The organism is Paenibacillus sp. Mc5Re-14 (genome assembly GCF_001049835.1).
Taxonomy (GTDB): Bacteria; Bacillota; Bacilli; order Paenibacillales; family Paenibacillaceae; genus Paenibacillus; species Paenibacillus polymyxa_C.
Genome location: NZ_CVPD01000002.1, coordinates 239,539 through 260,105, shown reverse-complemented (window position 1 = coordinate 260,105; position 20,567 = coordinate 239,539). Strand labels below are relative to the sequence as shown.

Here is a 20,567-nt window from a genome sequence, read left to right as displayed (position 1 = left end):
TCACGAACGCGTAAGTGTTTAGCTGACTCCGATTCAGCAATGTTCTTTGGACAAGCCATCGCAGAGCCCGCACTATTTTAACCTCAGTCGGTTGATGCTGAATAGAGCAGAAGGCTCGACATAGGCGCATTGCATCGCACGGTGACCAGATGAGAAGCATTTATGATGCGCTGCGTATGGTCTTCCGTCAGAGGAACAGGGCTATGAAGCGTGGAATCGCAGTGTGAACGAAGGCGAAGCTGTACAGTCTGGACGTTGTGGAGGTTGACGGATGTGGCAAAAACATGGCAGAGTGGCAGCCGGCGCAATTGAGATGAAACCAATGGCCATCCAAAGCTCCATTCATCTGGATGAAGGACGCTGTGAAGCTGGAGGACTTTTCCGCTGCATGGATGGAGATCATTTACTGATTGCCATTCACCATTTGGTTATAGATGGGATCTCATGGCGGATTGTGTTTGAAGATTTGCGACTGGATATGAACAGGCGTTCGGGGAGAAGCGATTCGCTTGCCTTATAAAACGGATTCGTTCTCTGCTTGGGCAGAGCGGTTGTCTCAATATGCGAACAGTCCGGCCATTGACAAACGAACGCGAATACTGGCAGCGTCTTGCTCACATGGAAGTTGCATCGCTGCCTAAGGATCGAGACAAAGCGGCAGGACAGCCTTTTGGGTCAGAGATAGTGAGACGGTGACCGTAGCTTGGAGCGAACAGGAAACCCGGTTGCTGCTTCAGGAATCACATCGTGCGTACAATACGGAGGTCAATGATTTGCTGTTAACCGCACTCGGCAGCGCATTGTACAACTGGAGCGGTCAAAAGCGTGTGCTGGTCAATCTGGAGGGCATGGCCGGGAAGCTATTGTTCCAGATGTGGATATTACACGTACCGTGGGCTGGTTTACAAGTCAGTATCCGTGCTGCTGGATGTCGATGGAAAGGCGGAAGTAGGGCAGCGCATCAAGCGGGTAAAAGAGGACCTGCGTCATGTGCCGCATAAGGGTATTGGTTACGGTATTTTGAAAGTATATGTCTTCGGATAATGCCGATCCTTCCTTGAATCTGCAGCCTGAGATCAGCTTTAACTATTTGGGACAATTTGATCAGGATTTGGAACAGAGTGACATCGTGCTGTCTTCGCATACGGACGGAGAACCGATGAGTGGTTATACCGTGCTGGAGCAGCCGCTGAATGTGAACGGCATGATTACAGCAGGCGTGCTGACCTTGGAAATTCGCTATGACAGCCAAGTATATCATCAGCAAAATGTAGAGAAGTTTGCCCGGCTGCTACGGAAAGCTTGCAGGAAGTAATCAAGCATTGTGCCTCCCAAGAGCGGAGCGAACTAACGCCAAGCGATGTCTTGTTCAAAGGCTTGTCGTTGGAACAACTGGAGCAATTAACGGAGCAAACGGCTTCTGTGGGTGAACTGGAAAATGTGTATGCTCTTTCTCCCATGCAGAAAGGGATGCTGTTCCATAGCTTGATGGAACCCGACTCAGGTGCATACTTCCAGCAAGCCTCGTTTGATCAAAAAGGCAGCTTCGATGTTGCTGTTTTCCGCAAGAGCCTAGATCTGCTGACACAGCGTCATGAAGCGCTGCGGACGAATTTCCATCGGTTTGAGACCGGACACGGTCAGGAGCCATTGCAACTGGTGTTCCGTCACAAAGATAGCGATCTGTCCTTCAAGGATGTACGCGGAATGCCGAAAGCAGAACAACAGGCGTATATCCAGGCGTTGAAGCAGGAGGATCAGGCTCGGGGCTTTGATCTCGGTACGGATGCACTCATGCGCGTACAGGTATGGCAGACCGATGAAGAAACGTATCACTGGGTTTGGAGCTTCCATCACATTATCATGGACGGCTGGTGCTTATCGCTCGTTACGGGTGAGGTGTTTGGTACGTACTTTGCGCTGCTGGAGCAGAAACAGCCGGAGCTGGCTCCGATCACACCGTATGGCCAATATATCGAGTGGCTAGAGCGTCAGGATGAACGTGCGGCAAAAGAGTATTGGAGCAACTATTTGGCGGGCTTTGAACAGCAGACGTTGCTGCCTGGATCGGATACTGCATCGAAAGACCACGTGACGGACAGCAGGGAACATGCGGTATCCTCGACAGCAAGCGAAGCCAGCGAATATGTTTCTGAAAAAGTAACGGTAGATCTGGATCCAACGTGGAGCGAAGCCATGTACCGGATTGCAAAGCAGCAGCAGGTCACGATCAATACGCTGATGCAGAGCGTGTGGGGCGTTATTTTTGCAGCAATATAATAACAATGAAGATGTTGTATTCGGCAGTGTCGTATCTGGACGTCCGACGGATATTGCTGGCGTAGAAAATATGATCGGTCTGTTCATTAATACGATTCCGGTTCGGATTCAAAGTGAACGAAATGCCACGTTTGTCGAAATCATGCGGAACACGCAGGAGCAAGCGCTGGCTTCGGGGGTATATGACAGCTTCCCGCTGTATGAAATTCAGGCGCTGACCGAGCAGAAGCAGCATCTGATTAATCACATTATGGTATTTGAAAACTATCCGGTAGAGGAGCAAGTCGAGCAGTTGGGTGAAGTTCGTCCGTCTGCATTTGACATTACGAATGTAGAGGTTGTTGAGCAGACGAACTATGATCTGGATTTGATTGTGATGCCGGATGAAACCTTCCGCATCATGTTCAGATACAACGCGAATGTGTACGACCGGTCTACGATCGAGCGGATGCAGGGACATGTACTGCATGTCATCGGGCAAATCGTGAACAATCCGCATATCCGTGTGAATGAGCTGGAATTGGTGACACCGGAAGAACAGGCACAGATCGTTCAGGTATGGGGAGATACAGCGGCAGCCTATCCGCAGGATCAGACACTAAGCAGTCTGTTTGAGCAGCAGGTCGCGAACATGCCGGAGCAAGTCGCGGTACTGTGCGGTGAAGAGTCGCTGACCTACCGTGAGCTAAACGAGCGAGCCAACCGTTTGGCCCGGACGCTGCGTGCGGAAGGGGTGGAACCGGATCAGCCGGTGGGCATTCTGCTTCACCGTTCGCTGGACATGATCGTAGGTATCTACGCGATCCTCAAGGCAGGCGGAGCTTATGTACCGATCGATCCGGAATATCCGGCCGACCGCATCCGCTTTATGCTGGAGGACTCGGGCGCGAAGCTAGTGCTGACGCAATCGCATCTGGCGGAGCAAGCATCGCTGAGTTTCGACGGCCGGGTGCTGGTGCTGGACCGTGAGGACATCTATCACGAAGATGGCTCGAATCTGGAGCCCTTGGCCGGACCGCACCATGTGGCCTATGTGATCTATACCTCCGGTTCCACCGGAAAACCGAAGGGCGTGATGGTGGAACACCATTCCGTGCTAAACCGGATTTTGTGGATGCATGATCGGTATGGCCTAAGCGTGGAAGATACGATTCTGCAAAAGACCGCCTTTACCTTCGACGTGTCGGTGTGGGAGCTGTTCTGGTGGTCGATGGTCGGCTCAAAGGTAAGCCTGCTGTCGGTCGGCGGGGAAAAGAACCCGGAAGACATCGTCGACACGATTGCCCGCGATGGCGTGAGTACGATGCACTTTGTACCAGCCATGCTGCATGCGTTCCTGGAATATGTGGAGCAGCAGCCGCGGGATGTGATGCGAGCGAAGCTAGGCACACTGCGCCATGTCTTTGCCAGTGGCGAAGCGTTGCCGCCACAGCATGTGGCCCGGTTCCAGCGGCTCGTGTCGAGCCTAGCCGGAGCGAAGCTAGTCAACCTGTATGGCCCAACCGAAGCGACGGTGGACGTATCGTACTTCGATTGCGAGCCGTCAGAGGAATATGCGGTTATTCCGATCGGAAAACCGATTCAAAACATTCGTCTCTACATCGTGAAGGAAGGCACGGAGCAATTGCAGCCAATTGGCGTGGCAGGTGAACTGTGCATCGGCGGTGTCGGCGTAGCTCGAGGTTATCTGAACCGTCCGGAGCTGACGGCTGAGAAATTTGTGAAAGATCCGTTTGCTGGCGGGGAAGCAGGGTATGAGCGGATGTACCGTACCGGCGATTTGGCGAGATGGATGCCGGACGGGAACATTGAATATCTGGGCCGGATCGACCATCAGGTGAAAATCCGGGGGTACCGGATTGAGCTGGGCGAGGTCGAAACGCAGTTGCTCCAAGTGGAATCGGTACGAGAAGCGATTGTCATGGCTCGTGCAGATGAAACGGGACAAAAACACATGGTGGCCTACTATGTCGCGGGGCAAGAAATCAGTGCCAGCGAGCTGAGAAGTGCGCTGGGGCAGGAACTACCAAGCTACATGGTGCCGTCCTACTTTGTACAGCTGGAGCAGATGCCACTGAGTCCCAATGGCAAAATCGACCGCAAGGCACTGCCAGCACCGGAAGGTAGCCTGCAAAGCGGAGCCGATTATGTCCCGCCGCGGACGTGGGTGGAAGTGAAGCTGGCGCAAATTTGGCAAGATGTGCTGGGCCTGGCACAAGTTGGCGTGAAGGAAAACTTCTTCGAGATTGGCGGACATTCGCTGCGGGCGACGACACTAACCTCGAAGATTCACCAAGAGCTGAACAAGCAGCTTCCTCTGCGCAGTATTTTTGAAGCACCAACGATTGAACAACTGGCGGCTGTGCTGGAACAGCTGGATCAGGTGGCGTATGCGTCCATTCCAGTAACGGAAGAGCGTAGCTTCTATCCACTATCCTCGGCGCAAAAACGACTGTATGTGCTGCATCAGTTCGATCCGCTGGATGTGAACTACAACATGCCGTCGGTGCTGCAAGTGAGCGGTCCGCTGGACGTGAAACGAGTGGAACATGTATTCCGTCAACTGATCGCCCGCCATGCGACCTTGCGTACCCGTTTTGAGCTGATCGACAGTGAGCCAATGCAATGGATCGAGGACACCGTACCGTTCGAGGTGGAATATACGAAGGTACAGGCAGAGGGTGCGACTGCGGATATAGATCAGGACACAACTACAGATAGGTACACCAGGGTCAACATAGAGGCGCAACAGCTGGTGCGGCGCTTTGTCCGTCCGTTTGATCTCAAAGCTGCGCCGCTGCTACGAGTAGGCTTGGTGGATCTGGGCATTCAAGGAGTAGAACAGGAATCCCAACATCTGCTTATGCTCGATATGCACCATATCGTCTCAGATGGGGTGTCCCTGGAGGTCCTGACTGATGAGTTTGTCCGTTTGTATGACGGTGAAGAGCTGGCGCCATTGCGGATTCAGTACAAAGATTATGCCGTATGGCAGCAAAGCGAAGCCCATCAGGAATGGATGCAGCGTCAGGAAGCGTACTGGCTGAACACCTTCCGAGGGGAACTGCCTGTGCTGGATCTCTCTACGGACTTTGCTCGCCCAGCGGTACAGAGTACGGCAGGGGATACGATCGAATTTGTACTGGAGCGTGAGGTTAGTGAACGCCTGAAAGAACTGGCTGCCCAGACCGGCTCTACCCTGTATATGGTGATGCTGGCTGCGTACACCACACTCTTGCACAAATACACAGGCCAAGAGGACATTGTAGTCGGTACGCCGATTGCAGGACGACCGCATGCGGAGCTCAGTAATCTAGTCGGTGTCTTCATTAACACGCTGGCGATTCGTAATTATCCATCCAGCGACAAATCGTTCCTTGAGTATCTGCAAGAGGTCAAGGAACATGCGCTCAGTGCGTATGAGCATCAGGATTATCCTTTTGAAGAATTGGTTGAAAAATTGAATGTAGCGCGGGATACGAGCCGGAATGCGCTGTTCGACACGATGTTTGAATTGAAAACGTTGGAGAAGCGGGAGTTCGAGCTGGAAGGGCTGAGCTTGAACTCCTATCCACTGGATAATCATACATCCAAATTCGATCTGAGCTTGGAGGCAATAGAGCAGCCAGAAGGCATTCTGTGCAGTCTGGAATACAGCACAGTGCTGTACAAGCGGGAGACCATGACGCGATTGGCACAGCATTTTGCGGAAATTGTTCGAGCGATTGCCTATCATCCACAGCAGCCACTGGCAGTTTTGAATATGGTAACCGATGAGGAACAAGAGCAACTCATCTACGGTTTTGGAGAAGTGGGCGTAACGGATGTTGCTGTTGAAGCAGGAGCCCTGTTCCATACCTTTGTGGAAAAACAGGCCCAGCTTATACCAGATCACGTGGCGGTGGTGTACGAGGAGCAACAGCTTACGTACCGGAAACTGAACAAGCGTGCGAACCAATTGGCGCGTAGATTGCGAAATGAAGGTATCGGACGCGAATCGATTGTCGGCATTCTGAGTGAACGGTCGGTAGACATGTTGGTCGGCGTATTGGCGGTATGGAAGGCTGGAGGCGCATATGTGCCGCTGGATGCGGATTATCCGTCCGAACGCATTCGCTTCATGCTGGAGGACAGTGGTGCGACGGTACTGTTGACCCAGACGGGATTGCAGGAGCGCGCACAAGCATGGCTGAATGAAAGCCAATGGACTTTGGGCGATGAAAAAGCTAAGGGTGAGCTGGAGACGGCGGTTAGCGTTGAAACGATGGAAAGAGACAACCTGAATGAAGGCTTAAGCTTGAAATCAGATTCGAAGTCTGACAGCGAAGCAGCATCTGAATCGGCAACAAAGCTGTGTCTGTATACTGTATTAGCGCTGGACAACGAGTCGATGTACACGGGAGATACGACAGACGTCGATCACATCAATGAACCGCACGATCTGGCGTATGTGATCTATACGTCCGGGACAACCGGACGTCCGAAGGGTGTTATGATCGAGCATCGCAGTTTGGTGAATACGGCTGCGGCGTATCGCCGGGATTACCGTTTGAACCAGTTCCCAGTACGATTGCTGCAACTGGCCAGCTTCTCCTTCGACGTGTTCGTCGGGGATATGGCGCGGACGCTCTATAACGGGGGCACGATGGTCATCTGTCCGAAAGACGACCGACTTGATTTTAGCCGTCTGCACGGATGGATTCGTGATTATCAGATTACCGTGTTCGAATCAACTCCGGCCCTGATCGTACCGTTTATGCAGCATGTGCATGAACAGGGGCTGGACATGAGCAGCATGGAGCTGCTGATCACCAGCTCAGACAGTTGTAGTGTGGCGGATTACCGGGTGCTGCAAGAGCGGTTTGGCGCAGATATCCGCATCATGAACAGCTATGGCGTCACGGAAGCGGCGATTGACTCCAGCTTCTATGACGAAGAGCTGTCGAAGCTGCCAAGCAGCGGTCATGTGCCGATTGGTCAGGCGTGGCTGAATGCCCGTTTCTACATCGTGGACAGCCAGTTGAATCCGGTGCCGATCGGTGTACTGGGCGAACTGTGCATCGGCGGAGCCGGGGTCGCACGGGGGTACCTAAACCGTGCGGACCTGACGGTGGAAAAATTCGTAGCGAACCCGTACGTACCGGGCGAACGACTGTACCGCACAGGCGATTTGGCGCGGTGGATGCCGGACGGCAATGTAGACTTTATCGGCCGAATGGATGATCAGGTCAAAATCCGGGGCTTCCGGATTGAGCTGGGCGAGGTGGAAGCGCAGCTGCTGACTGTGGATGGCATTGAGAAAGCCATCGTCACCGCCTGGGAAAACGAAAACGGAGACAAAGATCTGTGCGCGTATGTCGTAGCTTCGGAGGCGCTGAATTTGCCGGAGCTGCGCAGCACACTCCAGCCCAAACTGCCGAGCTATATGATCCCGACGTATGTCGTACCACTGGATCAATTCCCGCTGACACCAAACGGAAAAATTGACCGCAAAGCGTTGCCAGCACCGGAAGCGCGCCTCGAAGGAGGTACGGAGTATGTTGCGCCGCGGACACCGCTGGAAGAACAATTGGTACGTATTTGGAAAAGCGTTCTGAATCATCAGCGGGTAGGCATCCAGGATAACTTCTTTGAAGTGGGAGGACATTCTCTGCGCGCTACAACACTGATGGCGAAAATCCATCAGGAGCTGAATCACAAGCTGGCCTTGCGAGATATTTTCCAATATCCGACGATTGAGCAATTGGTACAGGTGATGGGTGAAGATCAGACCCAGCAAATGTATGTATCCATACCTGTGGCGGAGGAGCGCGAATATTATCCCGTTTCCTCGGCGCAAAAACGGATGTACGTGCTGAGTCATCTGGAAGGCGGAGAGGTTAGCTATAACATGCCAGGAGCTTTGATTATCGAAGGTTCCTTGGATAAAGAGCGACTGGAGCAAGCCTTCCGCCAGCTGATTGCCCGTCATGAAACCCTGCGAACCCGATTCGAGATGGTGGATGGCGAGGTGATTCAGCGGATTGAATCTAACGTCCCATTCAGCGTGGAGTATGTGCAAGCAAGCGAAGAAGAGACACCGCAGTACGCACAGGACTTTGTACGTGCCTTTGATCTCGCACAAGCCCCGTTGCTGCGGGTTCAGTTGATCGAAAACGGACCGGGGCGTCACGTTATGCTCTATGACATGCACCATATTATTTCGGATGGCGTCACAGAAGGAATTATCGTGCAGGAGTTCTCTCAATTGTACGAAGGCAAGGAGCTCCCGCCACTGCGTATTCAGTACAAGGACTATGCCGTTTGGCAGCATGCAGATATGCAAAGTGAACGTCTTCGTGCGCAAGAAAGCTATTGGCTGAACACCATGTCTGGTGAAATTCCGGCACTGGATATGCCAACGGATTTTACAAGACCCGCTGTACAGCGTCTGGAAGGAACTCGATTTGAGTTTGCGATCTGCATGGAGGACAGCGAGCAGTTGAAGCAGCTGGCCGCGCAAACCGGATCCACCTTGTACATGGTGTTGCTTGCAGCGTATAGCACACTCTTGCATAAATACACGGGTCAAGAGGACATCATCGTCGGCACGCCGATTGCCGGAAGACCACATGCGGAGCTCAGTAGCCTGGTAGGCGTATTCCTGAACACGCTGGCGATCCGTAATTATCCGTCTGGTGACAAAACGTTCCTGGACTACTTGCAAGAGGTCAAAGAGCATGCGCTCAGTGCGTATGAGCACCAGGAATATCCGTTTGAAGAGCTGGTTGAAAAGCTGAATGTAACGCGGGATACGAGCCGGAATGCGCTGTTTGACACAATGTTTGAGCTGAAAACATTTGAGCAGCAGGAGTTCGAGCTGGAAGGGCTGACCTTCAAGCCGTATCCAACGGACGATCATACGTCCAAATTTGATCTGACCTTGGATGCCGTAGAGCAGCCAGAAGGCATTCTGTGCAGTCTGGAATACAGCACGGCGCTGTACAAACCTGAGACTATCGCGCGCTTTGCGCAGCATTTTACCGAACTCGTACGTGCCATTACACTGCATCCACAGCAGCCACTGGCCGCATTGGATATGGTAACTGTCGAGGAAAAAGCACAAATCATCTATGGTTTTGGAGATGTAGGCGTATCGGATGTTGCTGCTGAAGCAGATGTCTTGTTCCATGCCTTCGTGGAAGAACAGGCCCAGCTTGTACCAGATCACGTGGCGGTGGTGTACGAGGAGCAACAGCTTACGTACCGGAAATTGAACGAGCGTGCGAACCAATTGGCGCGTAGATTGCGAAATGAAGGTATCGGACGCGAATCGATTGTCGGCATTTGGAGTGAACGCTCGGTAGACATGCTGGTCGGCGTTTTGGCGGTATGGAAGGCTGGAGGCGCATATGTGCCGCTGGATGCAGACTATCCGTCCGAACGCATTCGTTTCATGCTGGAGGATAGCGGTGTGACGGTGCTGCTCACGCAAACCAGTTTGCAGGAGCGTGCCCAGGCATGGCTGGAGAAAAGCGATCAGGCCTTGGTCGAAGGGCAGACTGAGGGTGAGCTGGAAACAGCGGCTGGCGCTGAAACGATGGAATCAGGTGCTCTTCATGGAAACCTAAATGGAACAGCAGATTCGAAGTCTGACAGCGAAGCAGCATCCGAATCGGCAACAGGGTTGCGTCTGCATACCGTACTGGCATTGGACGATGAGTCACTGTACACCGGGGATACGACGGATGTTGAACCGATCAATGAACCGCACGATCTGGCGTATGTGATTTACACCTCTGGCACAACCGGACGTCCGAAGGGCGTCATGATTGAGCATCGCAGCTTGGTGAATACGGCTGCAGCGTATCGCCGGGATTACCGTCTGAACCAGTTCCCGGTACGACTGCTGCAACTAGCCAGCTTCTCCTTCGACGTGTTCGTCGGGGATATTGCACGGACGCTCTATAACGGGGGCACGATGGTCATTTGTCCAAAAGATGACCGGATTGATCCAAGCCGTCTGTACGGATGGATTCGCGATTATCAGATTACCGTGTTCGAATCGACTCCAGCCCTGATCGTACCGTTTATGCAGCATGTGCATGAACAGGGGCTGGACATGAGCAGTCTGGAACTGCTGATCACCAGCTCGGACAGCTGCAGCGTGACGGATTACCGGGTGCTGCAAGAACGATTTGGTGCGAATATCCGCATAATAAATAGCTACGGCGTCACCGAAGCGGCGATTGACTCCAGCTTCTATGACGAAGAACTATCGAAGCTGCCAAGCAGTGGCCATGTGCCGATTGGTCAGGCGTGGCTGAACGCACGCTTCTACATTGTGGACAGTCAGCTGAATCCGGTGCCGATCGGCGTACTGGGCGAACTGTGCATCGGGGTCGCACTAGGCTACCTGAACCGTGCGGATCTGACAGCCGAGAAGTTTGTAGCGAACCCGTACGTACCAGGTGAACGACTGTACCGCACAGGTGACTTGGCGCGGTGGATGCCGGACGGCAATGTAGACTTTATCGGCCGGATGGACTATCAAGTCAAAATCCGGGGCTACCGGATCGAGCTGGGCGAGATTGAAACGGCGATCCAGCGGGTGCCGGGTGTGCGTCAAGCCGTGGTCATCGATCGGACAGACGAGCGTGGACACAAGTATTTGTGTGGATACATCACGGGAGAAGCCGAGCTGCGGATGGAGGAAGTACAGACCGAGCTGGAAGCCGGACTGCCAGCACACATGGTGCCTGCACGTCTGATGCGACTGGAGACCATCCCGCTGACCAGCAACGGCAAAATCGACCGCAAGGCCTTGCCGGAGCCGGAAGGCAGCATCCATACGGGAGCAGCTTATGTGGCCCCGCGTACGAAGGTGGAGCAAGTACTGGCTGCGGTATGGGCCGGAGTGCTCGGCGTAGAAGCCGTAGGCACGCAGGATAACTTCTTCGAGCTGGGCGGCGATTCGATCAAAGCCCTGCAAGTCTCGTCCCGCTTGCTGCAAGCAGGTTATCGACTGGAGATGAAAGATCTGTTCAGTCATCCGACGGTGTCTGCCTTGGTGCTGAAAGTCCAATCGGTGACAAGATTGGCAGATCAGAGCCAAGTGGTGGGCACTGTGAAGCTGACACCTGTTCAGCATTGGTTCTTTGAGCAGAACCTGACGGATGCTCATCATCATAACCAGTCCATTATGCTGCATAGCCAGGACGGTTTTGATGAAGTGGCCCTGCGCACAGCGATGGACCACATCGTTAGCCATCACGATGCGCTGCGGATCGTTTTCCGTCCTACGGAGCACGGGTATGAAGCTTGGAACCGCGCGGTGGGTGAGGGCGAGCTGTATACGCTGGAACGTATAAACTTCAGCCATGAGACTGAAGTGTCTACGGCGATCGAGGCTAAAGCAAATGAAATTCAGGCGGGGATTCATTTAAGCGAAGGACCGCTGGTGAAGCTGGGGCTGTTCCATTGCCCCGATGGAGATCATTTGCTAATGGCTATTCATCACTTAGTGGTGGATACCGTATCCTGGCGCATTTTGTTCGAGGATCTTACGACAGCCTATGAACAGGCATTGAACGGACAACCGATTCGTCTTCCGCACAAAACGGATTCGTTCCACACTTGGGCTGAGGCACAGTCTCACTATGCGAACGGTCCAGCAATGGAAGCAGAGCTCTCCTTCTGGCAGGAAGTGGAACAGGGGGCGTATGAGCCGCTTCCAAAAGACCAACCACAACCGCAATCCTTAAATAAAGACAGCGAGCTCATGACTGTTACGTGGACGGCTCAGGAAACGGAGCAGTTGTTAAAACAGGCGCATCGTGCCTACAACACGGAGATGAATGATTTGCTGCTGACCGCACTTGGCACGGCTATTCATCGCTGGGCGGGGATTGAACGCGTGCTTGTCACCCTGGAAGGCCATGGGCGGGAGTCCATTTTGCCCGAGCTGGATATTACGCGCACGGTGGGCTGGTTTACGACACAGTTCCCGGTTGTGCTGGATATGAGCGCAGGGCAAGACCTTTCACAGCACATCAAACAGGTGAAAGAAGGGCTACGCCGGATTCCGCAAAAGGGCATTGGCTACGGGATGCTGAGATACCTGTCTGCAGCATGTGAGCAAGCGCATTTTGGAACCGAACCTGAAATCAGCTTTAACTATCTCGGACAATTTGACCAGGATATGCAACATCAATCCATTGGCGTGTCTCCTTACGCTAGTGGTGCCGAGCTTAGCGCACATGCAGCCAGATCGCACACGCTGGATCTGAACGGACTGATTTCGGAAGGTCAATTGCAATTGACGATCAGCTACAGCCATCAGGAATATCGCAGGGAAACGATGGAACAGCTAGCCGAAGCGCTCAGAACCAGCCTGCAGGAAATCATCGCGCATTGCGCGGGTCGCAAACAGCAGGAACTGACGCCAAGTGATGTGATGCTTAAACCTGTAACCTTGGCCGAGCTGGATCAGTTGGTCGAACGGACGCGTGACATCGGGGAACTGGAAAATGTATATGCCTTGACACCGATGCAAAAAGGCATGTTGTTTCATAGTCTGATGGATGCAGAATCAGGGGCTTATTTTGAACAAACGACCTTTGATTTGCGCGGACGCTTCCAGGCCGATATTTTCCAAGATAGCTTGAATCAACTGGCGCAGCGGCATGAGATCTTTAGAGCTAATTTCATTAGCGGCTGGCAGGATGAGCCCGTACAGGTGATTTTCCGCCATAAAGAGGTTGGTTTTAGATATGAGGATTTGCGTCATTTGGAAGATCAGGAACGCGACGCGTATGTGCAGGAATTTATTCGTAAGGACAAGGCCGCCGGATTTGATTTATCCCGGGATGCGTTGATGCGCGTGGCGATTTTGCGGACCGGGGATGAGGATTATTACTTTGTCTGGAGCTCTCACCACATCCTAATGGATGGCTGGTGTGTGGCGTTGGTAACGGATGAAGTGTTTGAGGTTTATTTTGCAGCCGTAGAGCATAGAGCACCGAAGCTCGCCCCGGTGACTCCATACAGTCAGTATATTGCGTGGCTGGAAGCTCAAGATGTAGCAGCAGCCGCTTCATATTGGAAGGAATATTTGCTGGGCTATGATCAGCAAACGTCGATTCCAACCGGCAAAGTAGGCGCGAAAGCCGAGGGTGAACAATTTGAGCATGTGCTGTGCGACCTAGGTAAGGATTTGACAGGACGCATGGAAATGGTAGCCAAGCAGTATCACGTGACCACCAATACGCTCCTACAAACGGCATGGGGCTTACTGCTTCAAAAGTACAACGGTAGTAACGACGCCGTCTTTGGCGGTGTAGTATCGGGTCGCCCGGCAGATATTTCAGGGATCGAAAACATGGTGGGCTTGTTCATTAACACCATTCCAGTACGTATCCGTAGTAAGGCTGAGGACACCTTTGCCGACCTGATTAGAGCGAATCAGCAGCAGGCGCTGGCTTCTCAAGATTATGAAACGTATCCGCTGTATGAAATTCAAGCCTTGACCGAGCAAAAGCAAGAGCTGATCCAGCACATTATCGTGTTTGAAAACTATCCGGTGGAGGAGCAGGTCGAGCAGCTTGGCGAAGGTGCGGAATCGGATTTTGTCATCAGCAATGCAGGGATGATTGAACAAACGAACTATGATTTCAATCTGGTCGTCATGCCGCAGGAAGCGATGAAAATCCGATTCGAATACAATGCGAAGTTATATGATCGGGAAGCGGTGGAACGGACGCAGGGTCATCTGGTACAGCTGCTGGAGCAGGTGGTAGCGCAGCCGGACATTCAAGTGCAGGAGCTGGATGTGTTAAGCGAGCAGGAACGCGAGCAAATTCTCCGTGTATGGGGAGATACAGCTGCTGAGTATCCAAGCGATCAAACGATCCATGGCTTGTTCGAAGCACAAGCCGTGCAGACACCGGAACAGCCAGCGCTGTACTTCGAAGGAGAGCAGTTGACCTATCGCGAGCTGAATGAACGTGCGAATCGTCTGGCTCGTACCTTACGCAGTCAAGGCGTGACGAAGGATCGGCTGGTGGGTCTGATGACCGAGCGTTCGGTAGACTTGATTGTGGGTATGTTAGGCATTTTGAAAGCTGGGGGCGCATATGTTCCAATCGATCCAACGTATCCGGAGGAGCGTATCCGCTACATGCTGGACGACTCGGGAGCAGAGTTGTTGTTGACACAAAGCCATCTGGTAGACAAGGTATCTTTCAATGGAAACGTGCTGGTGCTGAGTGGGGCACCGAGTGTGTATCACGAGGATGGCTCCAATCTGGAGTCGTTGTCTGGTCCGAACGATCTAGCGTATGTGATTTATACGTCAGGTACGACGGGACAGCCGAAAGGGGTTATGCTGGAGCATCGCGGTCTGTGTAATCTGAAAACGTATTTTGATAAGGAATTCCAGATCAGCGCGTCGGATCATACACTGCTGTTTGCCAGCTATTCGTTTGATGCAGCTTGCTGGGAAATATTCCAAGCCCTGTTCTGTGGTGCCACGTTGTACATGCCAACGTCAGAGACGATTTTGGACTATGAGAGATTCGAGCATTACATGACAGAACATCAGATTACGATAGCGACATTACCACCGACCTATGCCGTCTATCTGGAGCCAGAACGGATGCCAAACCTGCGTATTCTGATCACTGCCGGTTCAGCCGCTTCAACAGAGCTGGTATACAAGTGGAAGGATCATGTAGCGTACTACAACGGGTACGGTCCAACTGAAAACTCGGTGGCGACATCCATCTGGCCAGTATCCAAGGATGAGAGAGCAGGACAGCTGATTTCTATCGGACGCCCTGTACCGAATCACCGGGTATACATGGTGGATGTACATGGACACTTGGCTCCAACAGGCGTAGCGGGTGAGCTGTGCGTGTCCGGTCCAGGTCTGGCTCGCGGCTATCTGGATCGTCCAGAGCTGACGGCTGAGAAATTTGTACCGAATTCATTTGCGGCTGGCGAAGCAGGTTATGAACGAATGTACCGTACGGGTGACTTGGCAAGATGGATGCCGGATGGCAACATCGAATATTTGGGCCGGATCGACCATCAGGTGAAAATCCGGGGTTATCGGATCGAGCTGGGCGAGGTCGAGGCACAAATTTTGAAAGTAGAGAGCATACAAGAGGTCATCGTACTGGCCCAGGCGGACGAGCAGGGACAAAACCAACTGGTGGCGTACTTTGTTGCCGAACGTGACGTGAGTGCGGGTGAGCTGCGAAGCTTACTGGGTGAGGAGCTACCAAACTACATGGTGCCTTCGTACTTGGTACAGCTGGAACAAATGCCGCTGACACCGAACGGTAAAATCGACCGCAAGGCCCTGCCAGCACCAGAAGGCAGCCTGCAAAGCGGAGCCGACTATGTCGCACCGCGGACGTGGGTGGAAGTGAAGCTGGCGCAAATCTGGCAGGACGTGCTGGGCCTGGCGCAGGTCGGCGTGAAGGAAAACTTCTTCGAGATTGGTGGACATTCCCTGCGGGCGACGACACTGGCCTCGAAGATTCACAAAGAGCTGAACAAGCCACTTCCACTGCGCAGTATTTTTGAAGCACCAACGATTGAGCAACTGGCCGTTGCACTGGAACAGCTGGATCAAGTGACGTATGCCTCTATTCCGGTAACGGAAGAGCGCAGCTTCTATCCACTGTCCTCGGCGCAAAAGCGACTGTATGTGCTGCATCAGTTCGATCCGCATGATGTGAACTACAACATGCCGTCGGTGCTGCAAGTGAGCGGTCCGCTGGATGTGAAGCGGGTGGAACATGCATTCCGTCAACTGATCGCCCGTCATGCATCCTTGCGTACCCGCTTTGATCTGATCGACAGTGAGCCAATGCAATGGATTGAGGACAAGGTACCGTTCGAGGTGGAATATACGAAGCTACAAGCAGAGGGTGTGACTACGGATACAGACACGATGGCCAGCAAGGAAGTGCAGGAGCTGGTGAGTCGCTTTGTCCGTCCGTTTGATCTCAAAGCTGCGCCGCTGCTGCGAGTAGGCTTGGTGGATCTGGGCGTCCAGGGAGTAGAGCAGGAATCTCAACATCTGCTTATGCTCGATATGCACCACATCATCTCGGATGGTGTGTCGATGGGGGTACTGACTGAAGAATTTGTCCGCTTGTACGACGGTGGAGAGCTCCCGCCACTGCGGATACAGTACAAGGATTATGCCGTATGGCAGCAAAGCGAAGCCCATCAGGAATGGATGCAGCGTCAGGAAGCCTACTGGCTCGATACCTTCCGGGGTGAACTGCCTGTGCTGGATCTACCGACAGACTTTGCCCGTCCGGCGGTGCGAAGTACGGCAGGCGATACCGTGGTGTTTGGGCTGGAACGCGAAGTAAGCGAGCGTCTGAAAGAACTGGCTGCGCACACCGGCTCTACGCTGTATATGGTGTTGCTGGCGGCGTATACCGCCCTCTTGCACCAATACAGCGGCCAGGAGGACATCGTCGTCGGCACGCCGATTGCCGGACGACCGCATGCGGATTTGGAGCCGATCCTCGGTATGTTCGTCGGTACGTTGGCATTGCGAAACTATCCGACAGCAGAACATACCTTCCGCAGCTACGTGGAAGAAGTGAAGGTTCGCGCCCTGCAAGCCTATGAGCATCAGGACTATCCATTTGAGGAGCTGGTCGAAAAGCTGAATGTGAAGCGGGATATGAGCCGCCATCCGCTATTCGATACGATGTTTACCCTGCAAACGACCGAGGAGGGCGAACTGCAACTGGCAGACCTGAGCTTCCGTCCGTACGGCCTGGAACAAACGCCAGCGAAGTTTGATCTGACGCTGGAAGCCAGAGAGGAAGAGGCAGGCATCCAGTTCGGATTGCAGTATGCAACCGCGTTGTATCAACGGGAAACCGTTGAACGGATGACACGTCACTTTATTCGCTTAGCCGAAGCCGTGGCAGCGAACCCGGATGCGAAGCTGGGTGAGCTGGAGCTCATTACGACAGAAGAAACCGAACGGATTCTGAAGGTGTTCAATGATCCGAACGCACATAGCGTGCGTGGAACACTCCAAGGCCTGTCGCTCAGCGAGCGTTTTGAAGAGCAAGCGAAAAACAGCCCTGAGCGGATAGCCGTTGTGTCTGGGGACATGGCGCTAACCTACGCTGAGCTGAATGAGCAGGTGAACCGATTGGCCCGGGTGTTACGGGCAAAAGGAGTTGAAGCAGACCAACCGGTAGGCGTACTGCTGGAACGTTCTGCGGATCTTCTGGTGAGCATTCTGGGGGTACTGAAGGCCGGGGGCGCGTATGTGCCAATGGATACGATGTATCCGCAGGAGCGCATTGATTACATGCTTCAAGATAGCGGAGCAACAGTCGTGATCACCCGCAGAGCCGCCAACCTTTCGCTGAGCTTGCCATCCACAGTACAAGCTATCGTTCTTGACGATGAGGACGTTCAAGCTCAACTGGGAGCACAGGATGCAAACAACCTGATCCCTGTCGCCGGCCTGCATAACCTGGCCTATATGATCTACACGTCAGGTACAACCGGTCAGCCGAAAGGGGTTATGATTGAGCAAGGCAGTGTCGGCAATCTGGTAGACGCTTTATATGAGCGAGTGTACAGCCGGTATGATCAGCCGCTTCACATCGCATGGCTGTCCGCATTTGTATTTGACGCTTCAGTGAAGCAAATCTTTGCCAGCTTGCTGCTAGGCCACACCCTGCATGTGGTGTCCCGTGACGTCAGCCTGAGCGGAGAGCATTTGATCGCCTACTATCGCACGCACCGAATCGATCTGTCGGACGGCACACCAGCGCATCTGCATATTTTGAACGAAAGCGTCAATGTGACAGAAGCGCCGAATGTGAAGCATTACCTGATCGGGGGCGAGGCCTTATCCGTGCAGCTGGTACAGGGGTTCCTACACAAATGGTCCGGATATCGCCCGGTCATTACGAACGTGTATGGTCCGACCGAAGCGACGGTAGATGCAACAGCCTATACAATTGAAGATGTAGAGTCACTGAATGTACTGCTGGAAAAAGGGGAGCATACGGTATCCATTGGAACGCCGATAGCGAACCAGGCTGTGTACATCTTGAACACTCGACAACAGCTGGTACCGATCGGGATCGCGGGTGAGCTCTATATCGGAGGGGCAGGTATCGCACGAGGATACCTCAACCTGCCGGAACTGACGGCTGAGAAGTTTGTTCCGAATCCGTTTGCTGATGCGACAGCCGCTGATCCGGCGGACAGCAGTTACGCAAACCGGATGTACCGGACAGGCGACCTGGCACGGTGGCTGCCGGATGGCAGTATCGAGTATTTGGGCCGGATCGACCACCAGGTGAAAATCCGCGGCTACCGGATCGAGCTGGGCGAGGTGGAAGCACAGCTGCTGACCGTGGACGGTATCCAAAAAGCCGTGGTTACGGCATGGGAAAACGAAGACGGACACAAGGATCTGTGTGCCTATATCGTAGCTTCGGAGTCGCTGAGTCTACCGGAACTGCGGAATGCGCTGCAGCCGAAGCTGCCGGATTACATGATCCCGACGTATGTGGTACAGCTGGATCGTTTCCCACTGACGCCAAACGGGAAAATCGACCGGAAGGCGTTGCCAGCACCGGAAGCACGCCTTGAAGGAGGTCTGGAGTACGTTGCGCCGCGGACGCCGCTGGAGGCCAAGTTAGCGCAAATCTGGCAGGATGTATTGAAGCTGTCCAGCGTAGGCGTCACCGACTCATTCTTCGATGTGGGGGGGCACTCCCTGCGGGCAACGTCGCTGGTGGCCAAAATCCATCAGGAACTGGATAGCCGAATGACACTGCGTGAGGTGTTCCAGCACTTTACGATTGAGCAGCAAGCCCAGCTCATCGCAACGCACGGGACAGACACCTATACGGTGATCCCTGCAGCCGCGAAACAGTCTTACTATCCTGTCTCCTCGGCGCAAAAACGACTGTACATTTTGAGCCATCTGGAAGGTGGGGATCTCAGCTATAATATGCCGGGTGTATTAGTAGTAGAGGGGCCGCTTCAGGCAGATCGACTGGAGGATGCGTTCCGACAGTTAGTAGCCCGCCATGAAACACTGCGAACTTCCTTTGAAATGGTGGACGGCGAGGTTGTTCAGCGGATTTACGATCAAGTGGAGTTTGTCGTAGAACGCCTGCAGGCCAGTGAGTCCGAAGCGGAAGTGTATATCGAGTCCTTTGTACGCAGCTTCGATCTTCGGCAGGCACCGCTGCTGCGTGTCCGTCTCATTCAAACCGGACCCGAGCGCCATCTCCTGATGTACGACATGCACCATATTATTTCAGACGGGGTATCGTCTAACAATATCGTGCAGGAGCTGGGACAACTGTACGAGGGACAGGCCTTGGAGCCGTTGTCCATTCAGTACAAGGACTATGCGGTGTGGCAGCAGCAGGAAATGCAGCGTGAGTCCTACCAGCGCCGGGAACAGTTCTGGCTGGAGCATTTAGCCGGGGAATTACCGGTACTGGATCTGCCGATTGCTTATCCTAGACCTGCTGTTCGCAGCTTCGAGGGAGCAACGTATGAGTTTACCGTGGACCCGAATGTATCTGAGCAATTGCGCCAAGTGGCGGCACAGACCGGAAGTACGCTGTACATGGTGCTGATGAGCGCCTATACCGTTCTGCTGTCCAAATATAGTGGTCAGGACGATTTGATCATCGGTACGCCGGTAGCAGGTCGTTTGTTACCTGAACTGGAGCCGCTGATCGGCATGTTCGTCAATACACTAGCCATCCGGCATCAGCCGCAGGGCAACTCAACGTTCCACAGCTACCTACTGGAAGCCCGAGAGCGTACGCTGCAAGCCTTCGAGCATCAGGATTATCCGCTGGAAGAGCTGGTGGAAAAGCTGGATATAGTACGGGATGCAAGCCGTAATCCGTTGTTTGATACTATGTTTGTACTGCAAAATACGGAGTCACAGGAAGCGAAGCTTGAAACGTTGTCCTTTAGTCCTTATGTGCAGGAGCATCGTATTTCCAAATTTGATTTGACCTTGTCCATGAGTGATGAAGACGGGCAGATCAAGGGTTCCTTTGAATATTGCACGAAGCTGTTTGGCGCTGACGCTATTGAACGATTAACCGGAGATTTGATAGCGATCCTGTCACAGGTTGCGGCCAATCCAGATTTGCAATTAAGCGATATTCAGGTGAACTTGGGTGAACAAGCAGAAGGCTTCTCACCGGATTCCATCGACTTTGTTTTCTAGATCAGTTTTCAGGTTTCTAAAAGGCAATGATTTCACTTTG

Annotated in this window: 5 protein-coding genes; all 5 read left to right on the top strand. The window is 53.3% G+C overall.

Annotated elements, in window-relative coordinates; all coding sequences use genetic code 11:
• Positions 1–271: 271 nt before the first annotated feature.
• The 5 genes from BN1546_RS28335 (at position 272) to BN1546_RS25975 (ending at position 20,527) form a co-directional block, all read left to right on the top strand.
• On the top strand, positions 272–520 hold the full coding sequence (locus BN1546_RS28335; RefSeq protein ID WP_255305630.1) for a condensation domain-containing protein: 249 nt from the start codon (positions 272–274) through the stop codon (positions 518–520).
• Between the two features lie 172 nt (positions 521–692).
• On the top strand, positions 693–1,001 hold the full coding sequence (locus BN1546_RS28330) for a hypothetical protein (protein ID WP_255305629.1): 309 nt from the start codon (positions 693–695) through the stop codon (positions 999–1,001).
• A 29-nt stretch (positions 1,002–1,030) separates the two neighbouring features.
• Entirely contained in the window at positions 1,031–1,315 is a 285-nt protein-coding gene (locus BN1546_RS28325) for a hypothetical protein (protein WP_255305628.1), read from the top strand.
• On the top strand, positions 1,303–2,280 hold the full coding sequence (locus BN1546_RS28320; RefSeq protein WP_255305627.1) for a condensation domain-containing protein: 978 nt from the start codon (positions 1,303–1,305) through the stop codon (positions 2,278–2,280). Before BN1546_RS28325 ends, BN1546_RS28320 begins: the two co-directional genes overlap by 13 nt.
• Positions 2,267–20,527: a non-ribosomal peptide synthetase gene (locus BN1546_RS25975; protein WP_255305626.1), complete on the top strand. Its 18,261-nt coding sequence runs from the start codon at positions 2,267–2,269 to the stop codon at positions 20,525–20,527. The genes BN1546_RS28320 and BN1546_RS25975 overlap by 14 nt, the downstream gene beginning before the upstream one ends.
• Positions 20,528–20,567 lie beyond the last annotated feature (40 nt).

What these genes read in the sequence shown, in the direction of transcription:
- BN1546_RS28335 (WP_255305630.1), top strand. Translation starts at nt 272, where the DNA reads ATGTGGCAAAAACATGGCAGAGTGGCAGCCGGCGCAATTGAGATGAAA.
- BN1546_RS28325 (WP_255305628.1), top strand. Translation starts at nt 1,031, where the DNA reads ATGTCTTCGGATAATGCCGATCCTTCCTTGAATCTGCAGCCTGAGATC.